The sequence below is a fragment of the Candidatus Pantoea symbiotica genome (assembly GCF_056491525.1).
On record NZ_JBSZHR010000002.1, the window covers coordinates 84,181 to 105,545 of the forward strand.

21 protein-coding genes are annotated in these 21,365 nt (G+C 53.2%); 14 read left to right on the top strand and 7 right to left on the bottom strand.

The window, feature by feature from the left end; translation table 11 throughout:
* The first annotated feature begins 4 nt into the window (after window positions 1-4).
* Entirely contained in the window at window positions 5-217 is a 213-nt protein-coding gene (locus ACXIZX_RS01045) for a CsbD family protein (RefSeq protein ID WP_008109944.1), read from the top strand.
* Between the two features lie 75 nt (window positions 218-292).
* Here the strand turns inward: ACXIZX_RS01045 and zur are convergent, their stop codons facing one another.
* Complete coding sequence (gene zur, locus ACXIZX_RS01050; RefSeq protein WP_008109945.1) at window positions 293-811, bottom strand: zinc uptake transcriptional repressor Zur; 519 nt, start codon at window positions 809-811, stop codon at window positions 293-295.
* A 451-nt stretch (window positions 812-1,262) separates the two neighbouring features.
* On the opposite strand from zur, the gene ACXIZX_RS01055 reads away from it, so the two are divergent.
* From ACXIZX_RS01055 to pspG, 3 genes are all read left to right on the top strand, one after another.
* The gene (locus ACXIZX_RS01055; RefSeq protein WP_479403453.1) at window positions 1,263-2,513 is read left to right on the top strand and encodes a conjugal transfer protein TraF; all 1,251 of its coding nucleotides are present in this window, start codon (window positions 1,263-1,265) and stop codon (window positions 2,511-2,513) included.
* 97 nt (window positions 2,514-2,610) lie between these two features.
* Window positions 2,611-3,609: a tRNA dihydrouridine(20/20a) synthase DusA gene (dusA, locus tag ACXIZX_RS01060; protein WP_179451824.1), complete on the top strand. Its 999-nt coding sequence runs from the start codon at window positions 2,611-2,613 to the stop codon at window positions 3,607-3,609.
* A gap of 223 nt (window positions 3,610-3,832) precedes the next feature.
* A complete protein-coding gene (gene pspG, locus ACXIZX_RS01065; RefSeq protein ID WP_008109948.1) occupies window positions 3,833-4,099 on the top strand; it encodes an envelope stress response protein PspG in 267 nt (88 codons plus the stop codon).
* Window positions 4,100-4,293: 194 nt separating this feature from the next.
* Here pspG and ACXIZX_RS01070 read toward each other — a convergent pair whose 3' ends face one another.
* Complete coding sequence (locus ACXIZX_RS01070) at window positions 4,294-5,277, bottom strand: NADPH:quinone reductase (RefSeq protein ID WP_479403454.1); 984 nt, start codon at window positions 5,275-5,277, stop codon at window positions 4,294-4,296.
* Between the two features lie 73 nt (window positions 5,278-5,350).
* Between ACXIZX_RS01070 and dnaB the strand changes: the two genes are divergently transcribed.
* The 7 genes from dnaB to ACXIZX_RS01105 all read left to right on the top strand — a co-directional run bounded on the left by dnaB (window position 5,351) and on the right by ACXIZX_RS01105 (window position 12,060).
* Window positions 5,351-6,757: a replicative DNA helicase gene (gene dnaB / locus ACXIZX_RS01075; protein WP_036649986.1), complete on the top strand. Its 1,407-nt coding sequence runs from the start codon at window positions 5,351-5,353 to the stop codon at window positions 6,755-6,757.
* A gap of 128 nt (window positions 6,758-6,885) precedes the next feature.
* Complete coding sequence (locus tag ACXIZX_RS01080; RefSeq protein ID WP_008109951.1) at window positions 6,886-7,377, top strand: Lrp/AsnC family transcriptional regulator; 492 nt, start codon at window positions 6,886-6,888, stop codon at window positions 7,375-7,377.
* A gap of 228 nt (window positions 7,378-7,605) precedes the next feature.
* The gene (locus ACXIZX_RS01085; protein WP_008109953.1) at window positions 7,606-8,220 is read left to right on the top strand and encodes a YitT family protein; all 615 of its coding nucleotides are present in this window, start codon (window positions 7,606-7,608) and stop codon (window positions 8,218-8,220) included.
* Between the two features lie 48 nt (window positions 8,221-8,268).
* The gene (locus ACXIZX_RS01090; RefSeq protein ID WP_179451825.1) at window positions 8,269-9,462 is read left to right on the top strand and encodes an amino acid aminotransferase; all 1,194 of its coding nucleotides are present in this window, start codon (window positions 8,269-8,271) and stop codon (window positions 9,460-9,462) included.
* Window positions 9,463-9,645: 183 nt separating this feature from the next.
* Window positions 9,646-11,181, top strand: a complete 1,536-nt coding sequence (locus ACXIZX_RS01095) for a catalase (RefSeq protein WP_258144369.1) — start codon at window positions 9,646-9,648, stop codon at window positions 11,179-11,181.
* A gap of 108 nt (window positions 11,182-11,289) precedes the next feature.
* Entirely contained in the window at window positions 11,290-11,706 is a 417-nt protein-coding gene (locus ACXIZX_RS01100) for a secondary thiamine-phosphate synthase enzyme YjbQ (protein WP_479403455.1), read from the top strand.
* A gap of 3 nt (window positions 11,707-11,709) precedes the next feature.
* Window positions 11,710-12,060 (top strand): MmcQ/YjbR family DNA-binding protein, encoded by a 351-nt coding sequence (locus ACXIZX_RS01105; RefSeq protein WP_008109961.1) that lies wholly within the window; start codon window positions 11,710-11,712, stop codon window positions 12,058-12,060.
* Between the two features lie 6 nt (window positions 12,061-12,066).
* Here the strand turns inward: ACXIZX_RS01105 and ACXIZX_RS01110 are convergent, their stop codons facing one another.
* Window positions 12,067-13,131, bottom strand: coding sequence for an NAD(P)-dependent alcohol dehydrogenase (locus ACXIZX_RS01110; protein WP_179451826.1), 1,065 nt, complete (start codon window positions 13,129-13,131; stop codon window positions 12,067-12,069).
* A gap of 211 nt (window positions 13,132-13,342) precedes the next feature.
* A complete protein-coding gene (gene uvrA / locus ACXIZX_RS01115; protein ID WP_008109963.1) occupies window positions 13,343-16,171 on the bottom strand; it encodes an excinuclease ABC subunit UvrA in 2,829 nt (942 codons plus the stop codon).
* A 222-nt stretch (window positions 16,172-16,393) separates the two neighbouring features.
* Between uvrA and ssb1 the strand changes: the two genes are divergently transcribed.
* A complete protein-coding gene (gene ssb1 / locus ACXIZX_RS01120; RefSeq protein WP_008109965.1) occupies window positions 16,394-16,948 on the top strand; it encodes a single-stranded DNA-binding protein SSB1 in 555 nt (184 codons plus the stop codon).
* Between the two features lie 72 nt (window positions 16,949-17,020).
* Here ssb1 and ACXIZX_RS01125 read toward each other — a convergent pair whose 3' ends face one another.
* The 3 genes from ACXIZX_RS01125 to ACXIZX_RS01135 form a co-directional block, all read right to left on the bottom strand.
* Window positions 17,021-17,482 carry an RES family NAD+ phosphorylase gene (locus ACXIZX_RS01125; RefSeq protein ID WP_479403456.1) on the bottom strand — a complete coding sequence of 154 codons (462 nt, stop codon included), beginning with the start codon at window positions 17,480-17,482 and terminating at the stop codon, window positions 17,021-17,023.
* A complete protein-coding gene (gene parS / locus ACXIZX_RS01130; RefSeq protein WP_101763056.1) occupies window positions 17,479-17,922 on the bottom strand; it encodes a type II RES/Xre toxin-antitoxin system antitoxin in 444 nt (147 codons plus the stop codon). Before parS ends, ACXIZX_RS01125 begins: the two co-directional genes overlap by 4 nt.
* Before the next feature lie 72 nt (window positions 17,923-17,994).
* Entirely contained in the window at window positions 17,995-18,522 is a 528-nt protein-coding gene (locus tag ACXIZX_RS01135) for an isochorismatase family protein (protein WP_479403457.1), read from the bottom strand.
* A 123-nt stretch (window positions 18,523-18,645) separates the two neighbouring features.
* On the opposite strand from ACXIZX_RS01135, the gene ACXIZX_RS01140 reads away from it, so the two are divergent.
* Both ACXIZX_RS01140 and ACXIZX_RS01145 read left to right on the top strand, forming a co-directional pair.
* Window positions 18,646-19,476 carry an AraC family transcriptional regulator gene (locus ACXIZX_RS01140; RefSeq protein WP_479403458.1) on the top strand — a complete coding sequence of 277 codons (831 nt, stop codon included), beginning with the start codon at window positions 18,646-18,648 and terminating at the stop codon, window positions 19,474-19,476.
* Between the two features lie 72 nt (window positions 19,477-19,548).
* Window positions 19,549-20,502 (top strand): DMT family transporter, encoded by a 954-nt coding sequence (locus ACXIZX_RS01145; protein ID WP_479403459.1) that lies wholly within the window; start codon window positions 19,549-19,551, stop codon window positions 20,500-20,502.
* Window positions 20,503-21,365 lie beyond the last annotated feature (863 nt).

Below are 21,365 nucleotides of genomic sequence, written 5' to 3' on the forward strand. Positions count from 1 at the left end.
TGTTATGAACAAAGACGAAGCGAGCGGAAACTGGAAGCAGTTTAAAGGGAAATTTAAAGAGAAGTGGGGCAAGCTTACGGATGACGACATGACGGTGATCGAAGGTAAACGCGATCAGTTGGTCGGTAAAATCCAGGAGCGCTACGGTTATGCGAAAGACCAGGCCGAGCAAGAAGTTAAGGACTGGGAAAGCACCAATAAAGATTACCGCTGGTAATCGCCCCTTAATGAATATGCTCCTACCCGCCAATCATTTAGCGTAGTGATTGGCCCGGCACAAGGATGTGCCTCTCTATTTTCTTACCCGTTTTTTCCCCTCAACCTGATGGTCATGCTCGCAACTTTCATGATGCGTGCAAGCTGCCACTTCTGCGCAGTTCTCACACAGGCCATGCGCCTCAATTACAGTATGACGCAGAGAAAATCCCGCCTGATCCGCTAACGAAGCAATGGTCTTTTCCACACCATGAGCATGTTTTTCAGTCACTGCCGCGCAACCGTCACACACCAACATCACTGAAGTATGTGCCGGCTCATCAAAATGATGACAAACCACATAACTGTTATTCGACTCAACGCGATGAATAAATCCCTGTTCTAGCAGGAAATCCAGCGCGCGATAAATGGTGGGCGGTTTAGCTTGCGGTTCACTGACACGCAGCTGATCCAGCAAATCGTAAGCGCTTATCGAACCATTCTGCTCTGCCATCAAGCGCAGCACTTCCGCGCGCTGAGTGGTGAGGCGCACGCCGCGATCAAGGCAAAGTGATTCAGCCTGGGTAAGAAGTTGTTCTGGCGTGAGGTTTGACATAGGCATTCTCCGGGTTGCAGGTGATGTTATTTTATCACACAAATTTTTACGCTGCTGTGATTGCTTATTTTACTTAAATTCCTACAGAAAATTCCCACCAATCAATCGATTACCCTTCCTGTTTTCCGATCAATTTTGTTGCAATCAACATTCCTGAAAAATGCGTACCGCCAGGCAGCGCAACGGCTGCATGGATTTTGCTTTGCAACTCACCGGGTTAGCGTCTATGGTTCAAAAGGTCTTAAGTAATTTCTGGTATCAATTTACTCACTGTTAATTTTTCTGCATAAAAACACAGCGGAATGGTGCTTACGCATCCAATTCTGCGAATAGCAGTGCTATTTCCTTTTAATTCACAGCAATGAAGCGTTAGCCAGGGTTCAGAATAGCGGCTAACTAAACTTTCAGTCGGTGAGTGATTCAGCGACATTTCAAAGGTGATGGCAGGCTCATGGTGAAGACAATATTCAGGCACAAAAAAGTAGCTTATCTTGTTGGTTTGAATGCAGTTTTTCTTTCTTCCTCAGCTCTGGCAGCAGGTACATGGTATGACGCGCGTAACGACGCAATGGGCGGTACCGGCGTAGCCTCTTCCACCTGGAGTTCCGCAGTGCTGGCTAACCCAGCATTGATGACCAAAGCGCAACCTGAAGATAACGTCAGCATCATTTTTCCTTCAGCCGGTGCACAGGTTACTGATAAAGACAAATTGATCGATCGCGTCGATGACATCACTGATACCGTTGATCGTTATCAGGACGTAATCGATAACCTGACCTTTGCCGATTACCTCAATGGTTACCCGCAGTTGAAGGCTGCCGCGGGCGATATGGCTAACCAGCTCAGCGATCTGCGCGGCAATAAAGCCAACGCAACGGCGGGCGTAGCCCTGGCCGTCACCGTTCCAAATGAAACCTTACCTTTTGCCTTTATCACTAAGGCGTACGGTACTGCGCACGTGCGCGCCAACGTAGCGGATAGCGATATTGCCTACCTGCGCGCTGTTGCCGATGGGTCAAGAATTCCTGTTCCAGGTGATGAAGATAACTTGCGCTCTAGCGCCAATGGCTTGGCGGCTCTGGTCACCGATTATGGTGTGTCAGTCGCGCATGAGTTCTCGATTGCTGGCCATCCGGTTTCTGTCGGCGTGACGCCAAAGCTGCAGAAAACCTGGCTGTATAATTACACCGCGAGTATCTACAACTACGACAAGAGCGATATCAACAACAGCCGCTATCGCAGCAGCGATACCGGTTTCAACATGGATGCTGGCGTTGCAACGGATTTCGGTGAGAACTGGACCTTCGGTGTGACCGGGCAAAACCTGATCTCGCGCGATATCGACACCAAAGAGGTGAACGGCTACCGCGATACTTACCAAATACGTCCACTGGTTACGACCGGACTTTCCTGGAATAACGGGCCGTTCACGCTGGCCGGTGATGTTGATCTGACTGAAACCAAGCGCTTCAAATCGGAAGACAGCAGCCAGTATGCTGGCGTAGGTGCGGAGTATCGTGTGCTGGATTGGCTGGCGCTGCGCGCCGGTTATCGTGCCGATCTGAAGTCGAACGATACCGACGTGTTCACCGCCGGTTTGGGTGTGTCACCGTTCAACAATACCGTTCATCTCGATCTGGCCGGTTCTGTGGGTAAAGACAATACCGTGGGTGCGATGCTGCAGCTCGGATTTAACTTCTAATTACCCGTCTGATAACGGGCGGCTGTGCCGCCCGTTTTGCTGTGATATGATTGCGCAGTTTCTCATCACTTAACTTACTGCGGATTTACTGCGTTTCATGACCGATACTTTCTCCTCGCAACGTTTTTCCATCGCCCCAATGCTCGACTGGACCGATCGTCACTGTCGTTATTTCCACCGTCAGCTGAGCGGCGACACGCTGCTGTACACCGAAATGGTGACGACCGGCGCGATCATCCACGGTAAAGGCGACTATCTGGCTTACAGCGAGGAAGAGCATCCGCTGGCGCTGCAGTTGGGTGGTAGCGATCCCGCCGCGCTGGCGCAGTGCGCAAAGCTGGCAGAAGAGCGTGGCTATGATGAGATCAACCTCAACGTGGGTTGTCCATCCGATCGCGTACAGAATGGCCGTTTTGGAGCTTGCCTGATGGGCGATGCGGCGCTGGTTGCCGACTGCATTAAAGCGATGCGCGATGTGGTGAGCATTCCGGTGACGGTGAAAACCCGTATCGGCATTGATGAGCAGGACAGCTACGAATTCCTGTGTGATTTTATTGGCACCGTGGCGCAACAGGGCGGCTGCGATACCTTTATTATCCACGCGCGCAAAGCCTGGCTTTCCGGTTTGAGTCCGAAAGAGAATCGCGAGATCCCGCCGCTCGATTATCCACGCGTATACCAATTGAAGCGCGACTTCCCGGCGTTGACCATGGCGATTAATGGCGGCATCAAAACCCTGGAAGAAGCTAAACTGCATCTGCAGCATATGGATGGCGTGATGATGGGGCGCGAAGCCTATCAGAATCCGGGTATTCTGGCGCAGATTGACCGCGAACTGTTTGGCCGCGATACGCCGCGTGTCGATCCGGTGGCAGTGGTGCGCTCAATGTATCCGTACATTGAAGCTGAATTATCCAAAGGCATGTACCTCGGCCATGTTACGCGCCATATGCTTGGCCTGTTCCAGGGCATTCCCGGTGCTCGCCAGTGGCGTCGCTATTTAAGTGAAAACGCCCATAAACCCGGCGCCGATGTGCGCGTGCTGGAAGCGGCGTTAGCGTTGGTAGCGGATAAGATCCCGCAGGAAGTGATGTAATTATCGTCAGGCAAGCCGGAGCGTTCCGGCTTTTGTAGGGTGCGCATTCATGCGCACATCAAGGCCAGCAGGATGGTTTTTTCTGCGCCATAAATTAGTTTTTTTCATCATCCTTTCAAGCCTTCACTCATACCTTATCCAACATATTCAAACAGTTAACCAAGTTTATAAGTTGGCACGCATCTTGTAATGTTCCTGATGTTACTTACACAGGAGAGCCTTCGTGGAAATTCTATTTGTTATCGGCTTTTTTCTGATGCTGCTGTTCACCGGCGTTTCATTGCTGGGCGTGATTGCGGCATTGGTGGTGGCGACCGCTTTGATGTTCTTTGGCGGATTGCTGGCAATTGTTATCAAAGTGTTGCCATGGCTGGTGCTGGCCGTTGCTGTTGTATGGCTTTATCGCGCATTTACCACGCCTTCAGGTGAGGCAAAATTGCGCAGGCTGAAAAGAAAAATCAGTGACTTAGATAGAAGGGATTGGCGTTAATTGCGGTGAGGATCACAGACTCGGAAATTGCTTAGAATAATTCCGCATTTAAACATATTTTTTACTTATGTTTTCTGTCAGGATGATTGGCGTTGTTTCAAACGAATTCATCGCCGCTGTCCCTACACCAGCGCGAACTATAAAAAAGAAAGAAAAAGGGGCTTCCTACGGGAAGCCCCGTTTGCATTTAGCGATCAGGGAATCAACAGGCTGGAACCCTGAGTTGCGCGGCTCTCCAGCACCTGATGCGCGCGCACCGCGTCACGCAAGGCAAATTTCTGCTGCTCTGGCACATTAAGCTGAATTGCCCGGCTGGCGATCAATGAGAACAATTCATTGCTGGCGGCATCCAGTTCTGCACGATTGGTGATGTAGCCGAACAGCGAAGGACGAGTGACGAACAGCGAGCCTTTCTTATTGAGAATGCCAAGATCAACGCCGGTTACCGGACCCGATGCATTACCAAAGCTGACCATTAATCCATGGCGACGCAGGCTATCCAGCGAAGGTTCCCAGGTATCTTTTCCCACCGAGTCATACACTACGGCCACTTTCTCGCCGTTGGTCAATTCGCTGACGCGCTTCGCAATATCCTCTTCACGATAATTAATCGTCGCCCAGGCACCGGCATCTTTGGCTATCTTCGCTTTCTCTGCGGAACCTACCGTGCCAATCAGATGTGCGCCGAGCGCTTTGGCCCATTGGCAGGCGATCAAACCCACGCCACCGGCTGCGGCATGGAACAGGAAGATTTCATCGGCTTTCACTTTATAGGTTTGGCGCAGCAGATACTGCACGGTTAACCCTTTAAGGAAAGAGGCCGCGCCTTGCTCAAAGGAGATGCTGTCCGGCAAGATTACCAGGCGCTCCTCCGCCACATTGTGCACTTCGCTATACGCACCGAGCGCGGCCTGGCAATAGACCACGCGGTCGCCCGCCTTAAAACGCGTCACCGCCGATCCGACGCGCTTCACCACGCCGGCCGCTTCGGTGCCCAGGCCGGAAGGGAAGCTGCTTTGCGGATACAAACCGCTGCGCACGTAGGTATCAATGTAGTTAATGCCAATCGCCTTGTTTTCCACCTGCACTTCGTGCTCGGCGGGATCGGCTAATTCGAAATCGACCCATTGCAGCACATCTGGGCCGCCGTGTTGGTTGAACTGAATACGCTTTGCCATTCTGACTCCTGTGATTGTTCATCCTGGGACGTTATACTTGCGCGTCCCTTTCACGATCGGTAATGCATTCACTATGGCAGGAAATAAACCCACCAACAAATCGAACGAACCCCGCGATCGGCAGCTGGAAGGCGTGAAAATGCCGCCGCATTCCATAGAAGCGGAGCAGTCGGTGCTCGGTGGGTTGATGCTGGATAACCAGCGCTGGGACAACGTTTCTGAACGCGTCGTCGCCAATGATTTCTTCAACCGCTCGCACCGCATGATCTTCACCGAAATGCAGCGTTTGCTGGAAGCTGGCCAGCCGATCGACCTGATTACACTCTCTGAATCACTGGAAACGCTGGGCGAATTAGAGATGGCCGGCGGCTTCGCCTATCTGGCCGAGCTGGCAAAAAATACGCCAAGTGCGGCGAACATCGGGGCTTATGCCGATATCGTGCGCGAACGTGCGGTGGTGCGCGAGATGATCTCGGTGGCGAACCAAATCGCCGATGCCGGTTATGATCCGCAAGGACGGAGCAGTGAAGATCTGCTCGACTTCGCCGAATCCAACGTTTTCAAAATTGCTGAACAGCGCGCCAATAAAGATCAGGGTCCGCAGAATATCGAGCAGATTCTCGAAGCCACGGTTTCGCGTATTGAGTCGCTGGTCTCAACGCCGCACGACGGCGTTACCGGCGTCGATACCGGCTATCAGGATTTGAACAAAAAAACCGCCGGTTTACAGGGCTCGGATCTGATTATCGTCGCGGCGCGTCCTTCAATGGGCAAAACCACCTTCGCCATGAATTTGTGCGAAAACGCCGCGATGTTGCAGGACAAGCCGGTGCTGATTTTCAGTCTGGAGATGCCCAGCGAACAGCTGATGATGCGTATGCTGGCGTCGCTGTCGCGCGTGGATCAGACGCGTATTCGTACCGGTCAGCTGGAAGATGAAGATTGGGCGCGCATTTCCGCCACCATGGGGATTTTGCTTGAGAAGAAGAACATGTTTATCGATGACTCTTCTGGCCTGACGCCAACTGAAGTGCGTTCACGCGCGCGCCGCATTTTCCGCGAAAACGGCGGGTTGAGCCTGATCATGATCGACTACCTGCAGCTGATGCGCGTGCCTGCGCTGTCCGACAACCGTACGCTGGAGATCGCCGAGATCTCGCGCTCGCTCAAAGCGCTGGCGAAAGAGCTGAATGTACCGGTGGTGGCGCTGTCGCAGCTGAACCGCTCACTGGAACAACGTGCGGATAAGCGTCCGGTAAACTCGGATCTGCGTGAATCAGGCTCGATCGAGCAGGATGCCGACTTGATCATGTTCATCTATCGTGACGAGGTGTATCACGAAAACAGCGATCTTAAAGGCATCGCCGAGATCATCCTCGGTAAGCAGCGTAACGGCCCGATCGGTACGGTACGTTTGACCTTTAATGGCCAATGGTCGCGCTTTGATAACTACGCTGGCCCGCAATACGACGACGAATAACCCTTTCAACCCGGATGCATGCACGTTTTGTGCATGCATTTCACGTCATCAGAAAATAGTGTTGGACAACCCCGGCTTTAATCAGGTTATCTGTACCAAAGCGCCCCTTATTTCGCTGTGGAAACAGAATGACTCAGGTAGACGATCACGACCTTAAGATATTGACATTATTACAATCTAACGGACGCCTCACCAACCAGGAACTCAGTGATTTAGTCGGACTTTCGGCATCGCAATGTTCACGCCGCCGCATCAATCTTGAGCAGGCCAATCTCATTCTCGGCTATCACGCACGGCTCTCGCCCGACGCGGTGGGCCTTGGCATGGTGGGATTAATTGAAGTGCGATTGAAAAACCACACGCCCGATTATGAAGAGAGTTTCCATCGCATGGTGGAGGAAGAAGCCGCCATCGTCGATGCCTTTAAAACCACCGGCGATGCCGATTATCTGCTGAAAGTAGCGGTGGCCGATCTGGCTTCTCTGAGCGCGCTAATCAGCCAGCTAGTGGCTGGCCATCAAAGCGTGGCGCACGTGAAAACGTCCGTGGTTTTGAGTCGTTTAAAAGAGAACGGTTTGATGATGATCCCGCAGCACAAAACGCGCCAAAAAAGTGCGTGATGTGCTAATCTGGTGCAATTATTGCCTTAATAATGCAAAAAACGCGCACCAGAAAACAGATTTGTGCATGGGTTGATGGTTTGAGTCTCAATTGATGCACAAAAACCTGCAATAAAGCGCCTTAGTTATCAATTGGATAATCGCTGGCACCCATCGGCGGCGCGCATACGTCGCCGATGTGGTGCGTTTTTTGCATTTGAACCGCATCATTTGCAATGAGATTAACCCATGGATAACGTTGTTCAACCCACCAAAGTTCCCCATTCGCTGATTGAAGATGCGCTGGCAATCGTGCTCGGCACGCTGATGGTCTCTTTCGGCGTCATTATGCTGAAACAGGCCGGCGCACTGACCGGCAGTTCAGCGGGTATTGCCTTCTTAATCAGCTATTTGTCACCGCTCTCCTTCGGTAGCGCCTTCTTCCTGATCAACCTGCCATTTTACTGGCTGGCCGTGCGCCGCATGGGCTGGGAATTTACCCTGAAAACCTTCTGCGCCGTTGGACTGGTGTCGCTGTTCACCCATTTGCATCCGCTGTTTGTGCATTTTTCTGCGCTAAATCCGTTTTATGCGACACTGTTCGGTAACGTGGTGATGGGCATTGGGTTTATAGTGTTGTTCCGTCACAAAGCCAGCCTCGGCGGCATCAATATTTTGGCGCTCTGGCTGCAGGACCGCATCGGTCTGCGTGCCGGAAAACTGCAAATGGCGGTTGATACCTGCGTGGTATTAGCGTCACTGTTTGTGGTGTCGTTACCGATGCTGTTTGCTTCAATCGCGGGCGCGGTGATCCTCAATCTCATCATCGCAATGAATCATCGTCCCGGCCGTTACATGGTTTGATGACGCATCTTTACCTCTTATTTATGACCAATCATGGAGATCTGCACCGTGTTTCAAAACGTTGATGCCTATGCCGGCGATCCGATTCTGTCGTTGATGGAAACCTTCAAACAAGATCCGCGTGATAACAAAGTAAACCTGAGCATCGGTCTCTATTACAACGAAGCGGGCATCATTCCTCAGCTGCAGGCGGTTGCCGCAGCAGAAGAGCACCTGCAGGCGCAGCCGCATCAGGCGTCGCTGTATCTGCCGATGGAAGGTCTGAACGCTTACCGTAACGCCATTGCACCGCTGCTGTTCGGTAAAGAACATCCGATGCTGCAAGCGGGCCATATTGCATCCATCCAGACCTTAGGTGGCTCAGGCGCGCTGAAAGTCGGTGCTGATTTCCTCAAGCGTTATTTCCCAGCCTCAAACGTGTGGGTGAGCGATCCAACGTGGGAAAACCATATCGCGATCTTCAACGGTGCGGGCTTTGATGTAGAGACTTATCCGTGGTACGACGCAGAAACCAACGGCGTGAAGTTTGATGCGTTCATCGCCAAGCTGAAAACCTTGCCGAAACAATCCATCGTGCTGCTGCATCCGTGCTGCCACAACCCAACCGGCGCCGATCTGACCAACGCGCAGTGGGACGAGACTACCGAAGTGCTGAAAGCGCAGGAGCTGATTCCGTTCCTCGATATCGCTTATCAGGGCTTTGGCGCGGGCATGGAAGCGGATGCTTATGCGATTCGCGCCATTGCGGCTGCCGGCTTGCCAGCGCTGGTGAGCAACTCGTTCTCCAAGATCTTTTCGCTGTACGGCGAGCGTGTTGGCGGCTTGTCCATTGTCTGCGACAGCGCGGAAGAGTCTGCGCGTGTGCTGGGTCAGCTGAAAGCGACCGTGCGCCGCAACTACTCCAGCCCGCCAAACTTTGGTGCGCAGGTGGTTTCCTGCGTGCTGAACGACGAAGCGCTGCTGAATAACTGGCTGGCAGAAGTGGAAGCGATGCGTCTGCGCATTATCGAAATGCGCCAGGCGCTGGTGAATGTGTTGAGCACCAAGCTGCCGGGTCAAAACTTTGATTACCTGCTGAAGCAGCGCGGTATGTTCAGCTACACCGGTCTGAGCGCGCAGCAGGTTGATCGTCTGCGCGATGAGTTCGGCGTCTACCTGATTGCCAGCGGCCGCATGTGCGTTGCCGGCCTGAACAGCCGTAACGTCAACCAGGTTGCTGAGGCGTTTGCCGCAGTAATGTAAACCATGATTTGATGATTAAAAAACCGTCGGCGCAAGCTGGCGGTTTTTTTTTAACTTATTTGTTAAGGATAATCGAGACTGGTCTTGTTAGGACTTAACTCCTTGAATGTAAAGATTGTCCAGCCTAAAAATGGCTGAGCGCGACATCATAATCGCGAATTTTATGCACAAGGAAGCATGCTCATGACCCTTAAAACCCGTTCTTACCTCATCAAACCTACGGCTATTGCACTTGCGTTAGCTTTCTCTGTTCCGGCTTATAGCACCGAACTCACGCGTGATAACGGCGCACCAGTGGGTGATAACCAGAATTCTCAAACCGCAGGCGAGCATGGTGCGGTGCTGCTGCAGGACGTACAGCTGATCCAGAAGCTGCAACGCTTCGACCGCGAACGCATTCCAGAGCGCGTGGTTCACGCACGCGGTACCGGCGCACACGGCGAGTTCCGCGCCAGCAAGGACATCAGTGACTTAACCATTGCCGAAGTGTTCAAACCGGGCAGCGTGACGCCGGTATTTGTGCGCTTCTCCTCCGTAGTGCACAGCAAACATTCTCCGGAAACGCTGCGCGATCCGCGCGGTTTTGCCACCAAGTTTTACACTAGTCAGGGCAACTGGGATTTAGTCGGCAATAACCTGCCGGTGTTCTTCATCCGCGACGCGATTAAATTCCCGGACATGGTGCACGCGTTTAAGCCTGATCCACGTACCAACCTTGGCAATGACGCTCGCACCTTTGATTTCTTCTCACATGTTCCAGAAGCCACGCACGGCCTGACCATGCTGTTCTCCAACATGGGTACGCCAGCAAACTATCGTCAGATGGATGGCAACAGCGTGCACGCCTATAAGTTCGTCAACGCAAAAGGCGAAGTCCACTATGTGAAATTCCACTGGAAAACTCTGCAGGGCGAGAAGAACCTCGATCCAGGCGAAGTGGCGGCAATTCAAAGCGGCACCTTCAGCCACATGACCGAAGATTTAGTGGCATCGATCAACAACAAAGCCTTCCCGAAGTGGGATCTCTATATTCAAACCATTAAAGCCAGCGATCTGGATAAATTCGATTTCAACCCGCTGGACGCCACCAAAATCTGGCCGGGTATCGCTGAAGTGAAAGTGGGGCAGATGGAACTGAACCGCAACGTGGATAACTTCTTCCAGGAAACCGAGCAGGTCGCGATGGCGCCATCGAATCTGGTGCCGGGCATTGAGCCATCAGAAGATCGCCTGTTGCAGGGCCGTTTGTTCTCCTACGCCGATACCCAGATGCACCGCTTGGGCGCTAATGGCCTGACGTTGCCGGTCAACGCGCCGCGCGTGCCGGTGAGTAACGGGAATCAGGATGGCGCGATGAACAGCGGTAAAGCTGACGATCATGGCGTCAACTATCAGCCAAGCCGTATCTATCCGCGTGAAGAGCTGCAGAGCGCACGTTATAGTCACAGCCCGCTGAGCGGCACTACGCAGCAGGCGATGATCGCTAAAACGCAGAACTTTAAGCAGGCGGGCGATCTGTATCGTTCCTTTAACGACAAAGAGAAAACCGATCTGATCAATTCTCTGGGCGGCGCGCTGAAAGGTGTGGATGTGCAGAGCCGCGCCATTATGCTGTCGTATTTCTACAAGGCCGATAAAGAGTACGGCGAGCGTCTGGCTGCTATCACCAAAGATGATGTGGGCAGCATCAAAACCATGGCCGCTAAGCTGAGCGACTAACCTTCAGGCGGCAGAGTTCACGCTCTGCCGCTTTTTCCTCTCTTCAGGGTTTACCTTTCGCCGACATGCTGCACACTTAAACGGTGTGATTACTTTTAGGATTCTGGCATGTGGTATCAACAAACGCTTACGCTTAGCGCTAAAGCGCGCGGCTTTCATCTGATTACCGACGAGATTGTCGGCCAGCTTCACGGCTTATCCGATGTGCGCGTCGGCCAATTGCATCTCCTGCTGCAACACACATCGGCGTCTCTAACGCTAAATGAGAATTGCGATCCCACTGTGCGCAGCGATATGGAGCAGCATTTCTTACGCCATGTTCCGGAAAGTGCGCCTTATCAGCACGACTACGAAGGGGCCGACGACATGCCTGCACACATCAAATCGTCGCTACTCGGCGTTTCGCTCCTGATTCCGGTCAACCGTGGTCGCCTGATGTTAGGCACATGGCAGGGAATCTGGTTGGGTGAACATCGGGTGCAGGGCGGTGCGCGGCGTATCGTGGCGACCTTACAAGGGGAATAAAACATGAACACATCGGATTTACTGACGTACTGCATGAGCAAGCCGGGCGCGGAGCAAAGCTTTAAAGAGTGCTGGCAGGCGACGCAGATTAAAAGTGAAGGCGTGCTGTTTGCCATGCTTTATGAGGTCAAAGGGCGTCCGGCTTTGTCGCTGAAAGCAACGCCCGCACTGGCGGAATTATTACGTGAGGAGCATAACGATGTGTTTCCCAGCGAGCACTTAAACAAGTCGCACTGGAGCACGTTGTGGCTGGACGGTTCGCTGAAGGATTCGCAGATTTACTATCTGGTGGATGCTTCCTGGCAACAGGCTGACGCCACGCGTGAAGCGGGCGTCAACCATGATGACCACTAAGGCGAATTAAGCCGCAGACTCCTCGCGCAGGGTATTGATATCAATCACGAAGCGGTATTTCACGTCGCTTTTCAGCATACGTTCGTAGGCTTCGTTGATTTGATTCATCGCGATCAGTTCGATATCTGAAGTGATACCGTGCTCGCCGCAGAAATCCAGCATCTCCTGGGTTTCCGCGATGCCGCCAATCAGTGAACCGGCGATGCTGCGACGTTTGAAGATCAGGTTGAAGACCTGCGGTGCCGGGTGATCGTGCTCCGGTGCGCCGACCAGCGTCATGTTGCCATCACGCTTTAGCAGGGCGATGAACGGGTTGAGATCGTGCTGTGCCGCAACGGTGTTCAGGATGAAGTCAAAGCTGTTGGTGTGCGCTGCCATTTGATCGGCATCTTTTGAAATCACCACTTCATCAGCGCCGAGGCGTTTACCATCTTCAATTTTTGACGGTGACGTGGTGAACAGCACCACATGTGCGCCCATCGCATGAGCCAGTTTCACGCCCATGTGACCAAGGCCGCCCAAACCAACGATACCAACTTTTTTACCCGGACCGACATTCCAGTGACGCAGTGGCGAGTAAGTGGTGATACCAGCACACAGCAGCGGCGCAACGCCCGCCAGATCGAGATTCTCTGGAACGCGCAGCACGAAGCTTTCATCTACCACCATGCTGGTGGAGTAACCGCCGTAGGTGATGGCTTTGGTTTCGCGATCTTCGCCGTTGTAGGTGCCAACAAAGCCATTTTCGCAATACTGCTCCAGCCCTTCCTGACAGCTTGGACAGCTGCGGCAGGAATCAACCATACAACCAACGCCGACCAAATCACCCACTTTGTAGTGGTGAGTGTGCGCGCCAACGGCAGTGACGCGACCCACAATTTCATGGCCCGGCACTACAGGGAAAATGGTGTTGCGCCATTCGTTGCGCGCGGTATGCAGGTCAGAGTGGCAGACGCCGCAGTACAACACTTCAATCTGCACATCATGAGCGCGCAGTTCGCGTGGCTTAAAGTCGAACGGGGCGAGTTTTGCTTTCGCGTCCTGTGCGGCATAGGCATGCGTAATATTCATGGTGTCTCCAGTAGGATGTGTCGTGAGTTTTATGCGGGATCCCGTAAGGGATAAAAGGCGCGTGAGTTACGCCAAAAGGAACGCTGTAAGGATAGTCAGCAGGATGGAATGCGTATATGCCTGAAGTTGTCTGATTCTTGCCTGTTCCTGCATTTCGTTGCGGAATTCGGCAGAAAAAAATCAGGCCCGCAATGGCGGGCCTGGGCGAAAATTACTTCTTCAACATTGGCTTAAGGAAACGCGCCGTGTGTGATTTTTCACACTCCGCCACCGTTTCTGGCGTACCGGATACCAGGATTTCACCGCCGCCGCTGCCGCCTTCCGGGCCAAGATCGACAATCCAGTCTGCGGTTTTCACCACGTCGAGGTTGTGCTCAATCACCACGATGGTGTTGCCCTGATCGCGTAGCTGATGCAGCACTTCCAGCAGTTGCTGAATATCCGCAAAGTGCAGACCGGTGGTCGGCTCATCAAGGATATAGAGCGTCTGGCCGGTGCCACGTTTAGACAGCTCACGCGCCAGCTTAACGCGCTGCGCTTCACCGCCCGAGAGCGTGGTCGCCGACTGACCGAGGCGGATGTACGACAGGCCAACATCGATCAGCGTTTGCAGCTTACGCGCCAGCGCCGGCACCGCATCAAAGAACTCGCGCGCTTCTTCGATGGTCATATCCAGCACTTCGTGGATGCTCTTGCCTTTGTATTTGATCTCCAGCGTTTCGCGGTTATAGCGTTTGCCTTTGCACTGATCGCACGGCACGTAGATGTCCGGCAGAAAGTGCATTTCTACCTTGATCACGCCATCGCCCTGACAGGCTTCGCAGCGTCCGCCGCGCACGTTGAAGCTGAAGCGGCCCGGATTGTAGCCGCGTGAACGCGCTTCCGGTACACCGGCGAATAGCTCACGTACCGGCGTGAAAATGCCGGTATAGGTCGCGGGATTGGAGCGCGGCGTACGGCCAATTGGGCTTTGATCGATATCGATCACTTTATCGAAATGCTCGAGACCGGCGATCTCACGATACGGCGCGGCTTCGATGGTGGTAGCGCCATTGAGCTGGCGCTGCGCAATCGGGAACAGCGTATCGTTGATCAGAGTTGATTTACCCGAGCCGGACACGCCGGTGATGCAGGTAAACAAGCCGACCGGAATCGTCAGCGTGACATCTTTGAGGTTGTTACCGCGCGCACCGGTGAGTTTCAGCACTTTGGCTGGATCGCCTTTGACGCGCTGTTTAGGGATCGCAATTTCACGTTTGCCGCTGAGGAACTGGCCGGTCAGGGAATTTTCATTCGCCATAATCGCGTGCACATCGCCTTCAGCAACCACCTGACCACCGTGCACGCCGGCGCCCGGACCGATATCGATCACGTGGTCAGCGGCACGAATCGCATCTTCATCGTGCTCCACCACAATCACGGTATTACCGAGATCGCGCAGGTGAATCAGCGTGCCGAGCAGGCGTTCGTTATCGCGCTGATGCAGGCCGATGGACGGTTCATCCAGCACGTACATCACGCCAACCAAACCGGCACCAATCTGGCTGGCCAGACGAATACGCTGCGCTTCACCGCCGGAGAGCGTTTCCGCCGAGCGCGACATCGACAGGTAATTCAAGCCGACGTTCACCAGGAAGCTCAGGCGATCGCCAATCTCCTTCAGGATTTTTTCCGCGATCTGCGCACGCTGGCCGCTCAGCTTCATGTTGGCGAAGAAATCCATCGCATGACCAATGCTCATTTCTGAGATGGTCGGCAGGTTGGTGTCTTCGACAAAAACATGGCGCGCTTCACGACGCAGGCGCGTACCTTCACAGCTGGCACAGGCGCGGTTGCTGATAAATTTCGCGAGCTCTTCACGCACCGCGTTGGATTCCGTCTCTTTATAACGGCGCTCCATGTTGTGCAGCACGCCTTCAAACGGATGGCGGCGCACCGAAGTGTCACCGCGATCGTTGATGTATTTGAATTCGATATTCTCTTTGCCGGAACCGTACAGAATCACATTGCGCGCGTTGTCGCTCAGGCTGTTGAACGGAGCTTCGACATCGAATTGCAGATGCTCAGCCAGCGAGCGCAGCATCTGGAAGTAGTAGAAGTTACGGCGATCCCAGCCGCGAATGGCGCCGCCCGCCAGCGAGAGCTCGGGATTTTGCACCACACGATCGGGATCGAAATATTGCTGCACGCCCAGTCCATCACAGGTCGGGCAGGCGCCGGCCGGATTGTTGAACGAGAACAGGCGCGGTTCGAGTTCACGCATGCTGTAGCCACAAATCGGGCAGGCAAAGTTAGCTGAGAACAGCATCTCTTCGGCGCTGGTGTCATCCATATCGGCGACGATCGCCGTGCCACCGCTCAGTTCCAGCGTGGTCTCGAAGGATTCGGCCAGACGCGTTGCCAGATCGTCGCGCACGCGGAAGCGGTCAATCACCACTTCGATGGTGTGTTTCTTCTGCAACTCCAGTTTCGGCGGATCCGACAGATCGCACACTTCGCCATCGATACGCGCACGGATGTAGCCTTGCGCGGCGAGGTTTTCCAGCGTTTTGGTGTGTTCGCCTTTGCGATCTTTCACCACTGGCGCCAGCAGCATTAGACGACGGCCTTCTTCCTGCGACAGCACCTGATCAACCATCTGGCTCACGGTTTGCGCCGCCAGTGGAACGTCGTGATCTGGACAGCGCGGCTCACCCACGCGTGCAAACAGCAGGCGCAGATAGTCATGAATTTCAGTAATGGTGCCGACGGTGGAACGCGGGTTATGCGAAGTCGATTTCTGCTCAATGGAGATGGCGGGCGAAAGACCTTCAATATGGTCAACGTCCGGTTTCTCCATTAATGAAAGAAACTGGCGCGCATAGGCCGAAAGCGACTCGACATAGCGACGCTGGCCTTCGGCATACAGCGTATCAAACGCCAGCGAAGACTTACCGGAACCTGACAGACCGGTAACCACAATGAGCTTATCGCGAGGGATGATCAGGTTGATGTTCTTCAAATTATGGGTGCGAGCACCGCGGACTTCGATCTTATCCATTCACCTTTCCCGGATTGAACAACACTCGCCATGCCTTGCCAGCACGACCAGCAGAAACGGTCCATTATGGCACAAAAAATAAACTGAATAAATATCCAGTGTTTTTGCTAATCTGTCCGCCGATAAATTTTGGAATCCCGCTCTAAAGTGGGCACACGCTAATGTGACGTGATACAATTTTTCGCTTAGACTTTTAGCATCAACTCATCGGGAGACAGCAACATGGCCAGTCGTGGCGTAAACAAAGTGATTCTAGTCGGGAATCTGGGTCAGGATCCGGAAGTGCGCTACATGCCAAATGGTGGCGCGGTAGCCAACATTACGCTGGCCACGTCAGAGAGCTGGCGCGACAAGACAACCGGTGAAAACAAAGAGATCACTGAATGGCACCGCGTTGTGCTGTTCGGCAAGCTGGCGGAAGTGGCTGGCGAATACCTGCGTAAAGGTTCTCAGGTTTACATCGAAGGCCAGCTGCGTACCCGCAAATGGACCGATCAGGCCGGCCAGGAAAAATACACCACTGAAGTGGTAGTTAACGTTGGCGGCACCATGCAGATGCTGGGCGGACGTCAGCAGGGCGCGAACGCAGGTGGCGCACCTTCGGGCGGCCAGGGCGGCGGCAATAACAACGGTTGGGGCCAGCCACAGCAGCCACAACAGCAGCCGCAGGGCGGTGGTAACCAGTTCAGCGGCGGTGCGCAACAGCGTCCACAGCAGCAGAGCGCGCCAGCCAACAACGAACCGCCAATGGATTTTGACGACGATATTCCGTTCTAAAAATACAGAACGTCGTATCTGTTAAGAGCCCCGCAATGCGGGGCTCTTTGTTATTCAAAAGAGAATATTTTTTTATTTTATCAATCGTTTATCGAATGCAAACGGTAACTTTTTTACGCTCGACAGATAACTCTCAAATACCGGATGCTCCGGGTTCAATATCGCATTATTTTCCATTGGAATAATACTTGAAGGGATGATCAGTGCTGCACCTTCTCTTGATTGCAGCCAACCTGTGCCCAAATCCATAGTTGAAACCGGAGCCGGATCCTGGCGCCAATCAGCAGGCAAAAAATCTTCTGCAATATAGGAGACCTCATCGTCAGGAATCTCGATGCTGAATAAGGTGTACTCATCCAAAATCGACTCGTTCGAAACGTGCACCAGCACTTCAAGCGCGGCAAGTGAAACCGAGGTCGCGACATAAATGGTTGGGTGGCCTTTGTGATTCCAGCGGCCACCGTACTGTTTCGCACCGTTTCCGGTCCAAGCTTCAGAAGCGTATAGCGTTTTGGTTAGCCGATAGAAAATCACGAGAAGACACCATGCTCCAAACGGCCAATCAGATCGAGCACATCCAGTGCGCCGCTTTCAGTGGCTAGCAAGGTAATAGGTGCAATGTTGCCTAATCCTTTGACCGGCCTGCTTAACCATTGCGTAGCATCTTCTTTATTACCACCAAACAATTGAACGGCTGCATCCATCACTCGGACGAAGCGGGCTATGCGTTCGCTCTCATCGGGTGACAAGCTTTTACCTGCGCTTTTACGGCGGGCAATATTTCGCTCATTGATGCCAGTGACCTTCATGATCTCGGCTCTGCTCATCGCCGACCAATGACGAATGTCATCTATCACCGCGACCGGCAAGCCAGCCTCAAGCATGCGAGTTAGCTCCAGTCCGCGTGGCGGTAAGCCAGCAAAGCGCCAAAGTGCGTTGTCATGTGATTTGCCATCAGGAATGTAGGCTCTCATAAGATTCTCCAGGTCTGACAAATGTCATACTCTATTATTGACACTTGTCAGAAGTTTTCAATAGCAGAACCTCTAATGCGGTCGCCATTCCCGCAATAACGCTTCCGTCTCACGCACCAGCACCGGATTGCCCGGCATAATCAAATCGGCCCACACTTCGTTGTGCTGATTGATTTGCTGCTGCGCGGAAACATACGTTCGGTCGGCGGTGGTATGCGCATCGGCGGCGACGGTGATGTGATAGCCGAGGCTGGCGCCGACTTTGATGGTGGTATCGACACAGTAATCGGTCGCGCAGCCGCAAATGACGAAGTTTTTAATGTCCAGTTGGTCGAGTTGAGCGGCAAGATCGGTTTGCCAGAAACTATCGCAGGCGGTCTTATTAATGAAGATGGCGTTGGATGGCTGCTGCAACTCGGGCACAATCGCCCAACCAGCTGAATCAACCTCTAAACCTGGCCCAACGTGCTGGATGAAGATCACCTGATCGGCCGCAGCGGTTAACTGATTGATTCGCTCACAGCGTCCGGCACGATCAAAACGCGGCGTTGCCAGCACGCCATTTTGCATATCCACCACAACTACGACTCGATTCGCCATTTCACTCTCCTAAGTTTGAAGCCTCAGTGTGGATTGCCGACGCGCAGAGGTAAAGCAATTCACCTTTGCATTTATCGCCACTGCCGCGCATGCTTATAAGCGCTTTTAAATCGGAGGTGTGTTGTGAAGGTGGTTCCTGAAATCTTTCCTTGTGAGCAAGATCGTGCGCAGTTTCAGCATTTCGCTGAGCTGCCGGGCATCGAGCTGTATCAGGCGCACATCTCCCGCTACGCTTTTGAACCCCATACCCATGAAGCCTTTGGCATCGGCACAATTGAGTCCGGCGCCCAGCGTTTTCGCTATCGCGGCGCCAATTACACCGCGCCGCAGCATTCGTTAGTGATGATGAATCCCGACGAACTTCATACAGGTGAATCTGCCTGCGACGAAGGCTGGCGCTATCGTATGATCTATATCGATCCGCGAGAAATGGATCGTCTGAGTGGCGATCGTGATTGGTGGTTCACCGATGCACTGCGCACCGATGCGCGTCTGGCACAGCCGTTCTCGCAACTGCTGGCGCAGATGTGGCAGGCGGAAACTACGCTGGAGCGCGAAAGCATTTTGCTCGAACTACTGGAGTTGATGCGTCCACTGGCGCGTCAGGGACAGCAGCGACCTAACGAAGGCGCGCATCGCTTTGATGCGGTTCGAGACTATTTGCGTGAAAACCTCGCCGAACCGGTGCGGCTTGAAGAACTTGCTGCACTGGCATCACTGTCGCCGTGGCATTTCCTGCGCAGTTTCAAACAACACTTCCACGTCACGCCGCATCAAATGCTGATGGCTTTTCGTTTGTTCGCCGCAAAACAGCAGCTGGCGCGCGGCGACAGTGCGGCAACCGTTGCGGCATCGGTCGGCCTTACCGATCAGGCACATCTCACCCGCGCCTTCGCGCATCGCTACGGCATCACGCCGGGCCGCTATCAAAAACAAGTGTTCCCTTCACGCTAACCGCAATCTGCTACAAGCCTTTCGCTTCCGCCTGCGTCACACTGCAGCGGAATGCATATAAAGGAAGAGTTTATGTTTGCTGGAATACTGTTTGCGCTGGCAGCGGGATTGATGTGGGGATTGATCTTTGTGGGTCCGCTGCTGATACCGGATTATCCGGGCACTTTGCAATCGGCCGGACGCTACGTCGCCTTTGGATTGGTGGTGTTGCCGCTGGCCTGGCTGGATCGCCGTCGTTTGCGTCAGCTGGCGCGCAAAGATTGGATTGAAGCGCTGAAGCTGTCGCTGATTGGCAATTTACTCTATTACGCGTTTCTCGCCAGCGCGATTCAACGCACCGGCGCGCCCATTTCGACCATGATTATCGGCACCTTGCCGGTGGTGATTACCGTGACGGCTAATCTCTGTTATGGCCATCTTGAGGGGCGCTTGCCGTGGCGCAAATTGACGCCGGCTTTGCTGATTATTGCCGCAGGCTTGGCTTGCGTGAATGCCGCCGAACTTCAGACGCAAGGTCCCGATTTTGATTGGTCGCGCTATCTCACCGGTTTAGGGTTAGCGGTTCTGGCGGTGGCATGCTGGACATGGTATCCGCTGCGTAATGGTCTATGGTTACGCGCGCATCCCCAACACAAGCCCTCCAGCTGGGCGACGGCACAAGGTTTGGTGACGCTGCCGCTGGCATTGGTGTTCTATCTATTGGTCTGCGTGCAGCTCCACTGGCAGCAACCTGCGTTTGCGCTGCCCTTCGGGCCGCAGCCGCAACGCTTTCTATTATTAATGTTAGGTATCGGGCTGATTTGCTCATGGCTGGGCACACTCTGCTGGAATGCTGCCAGCCAACGCGTGCCGACGGTGATCATGGGGCCGCTGATTGTGTTCGAAACCTTAGCCGGATTGCTGTGGACATTCCTTTGGCGACAAAGCTGGCCGCCGCTGTTAACTGCGGTCGGCATTGGCTGTTTGATTGTTGGCGTAATCTACGCGATGCGCATTAAACCCCAGCCGCATATTACAGCGGTATAAGTCATCAATGAGCGCTGCTGAAAAATCATTTCGGCAGCGTACTCCGCTGTATTTTAAGAATTTGACTAACCCCTTTCACGCATCTAATCCTGCTTTCTGACGCTGACCAGGCCGTTGATATAACTTTTCGGCTAATTTCAGCCGCTTTTTCAGCCCTGATTTGTCATAAACAGACATGCCGCTGCGTCCCGCGCGACAGTGTTTGGCCGTATTAAGGCGCACTAAACCTTCATAAATCCTCGTTCTTCCTGGCTATAGCAGGCCCTAAAGCGGAAAAAACCGGCGCGTTAAGGCGGAAAAACATGCATCTAACCTACCGTTTATTGCCGTTTGGCACTGAAGATTGGCACTCGAAAGCCACTTTTTGCTTAAGGGAATAGGGCGTTGTTAAGAAAGATTCCATTAACCGTTGGCAAAAAACCATTAAGCGTAACGATGAATAGGGTGCGGTAATTTAACTTATCTCCCGCTTTTTGGCTGTTATTGTTTAGGCTCGATAACCTTTCTTATCAGGATTATTCCTGGCGGCAAGATGAGAAATTATGGTCTACGCGCGTCAACCGAATGATGAATGAATCCAGGAGTAGATCCAGTTAAAAACAGAGGTTATGTGTGAGCGGTTACACGGCGTTGTTCATTAATGCTTAACAGAATTGTCTGCATTCAGGGCTGATGATTAATGTTGGTAAAGTAATAATTGAAGCGCCAATCTCACCGAAATGAGATTGGACTTCGTTTGAATGGCTTGAATAGAGAGACTTTTGCTGATGTGAATCTATTTTACCGCAAAAAAGGAAGCAATTCCGCGATGGTATTCATCAGGAAAAATTGGAGCGAATTGTTATGTTGTGAACGCCGTATTA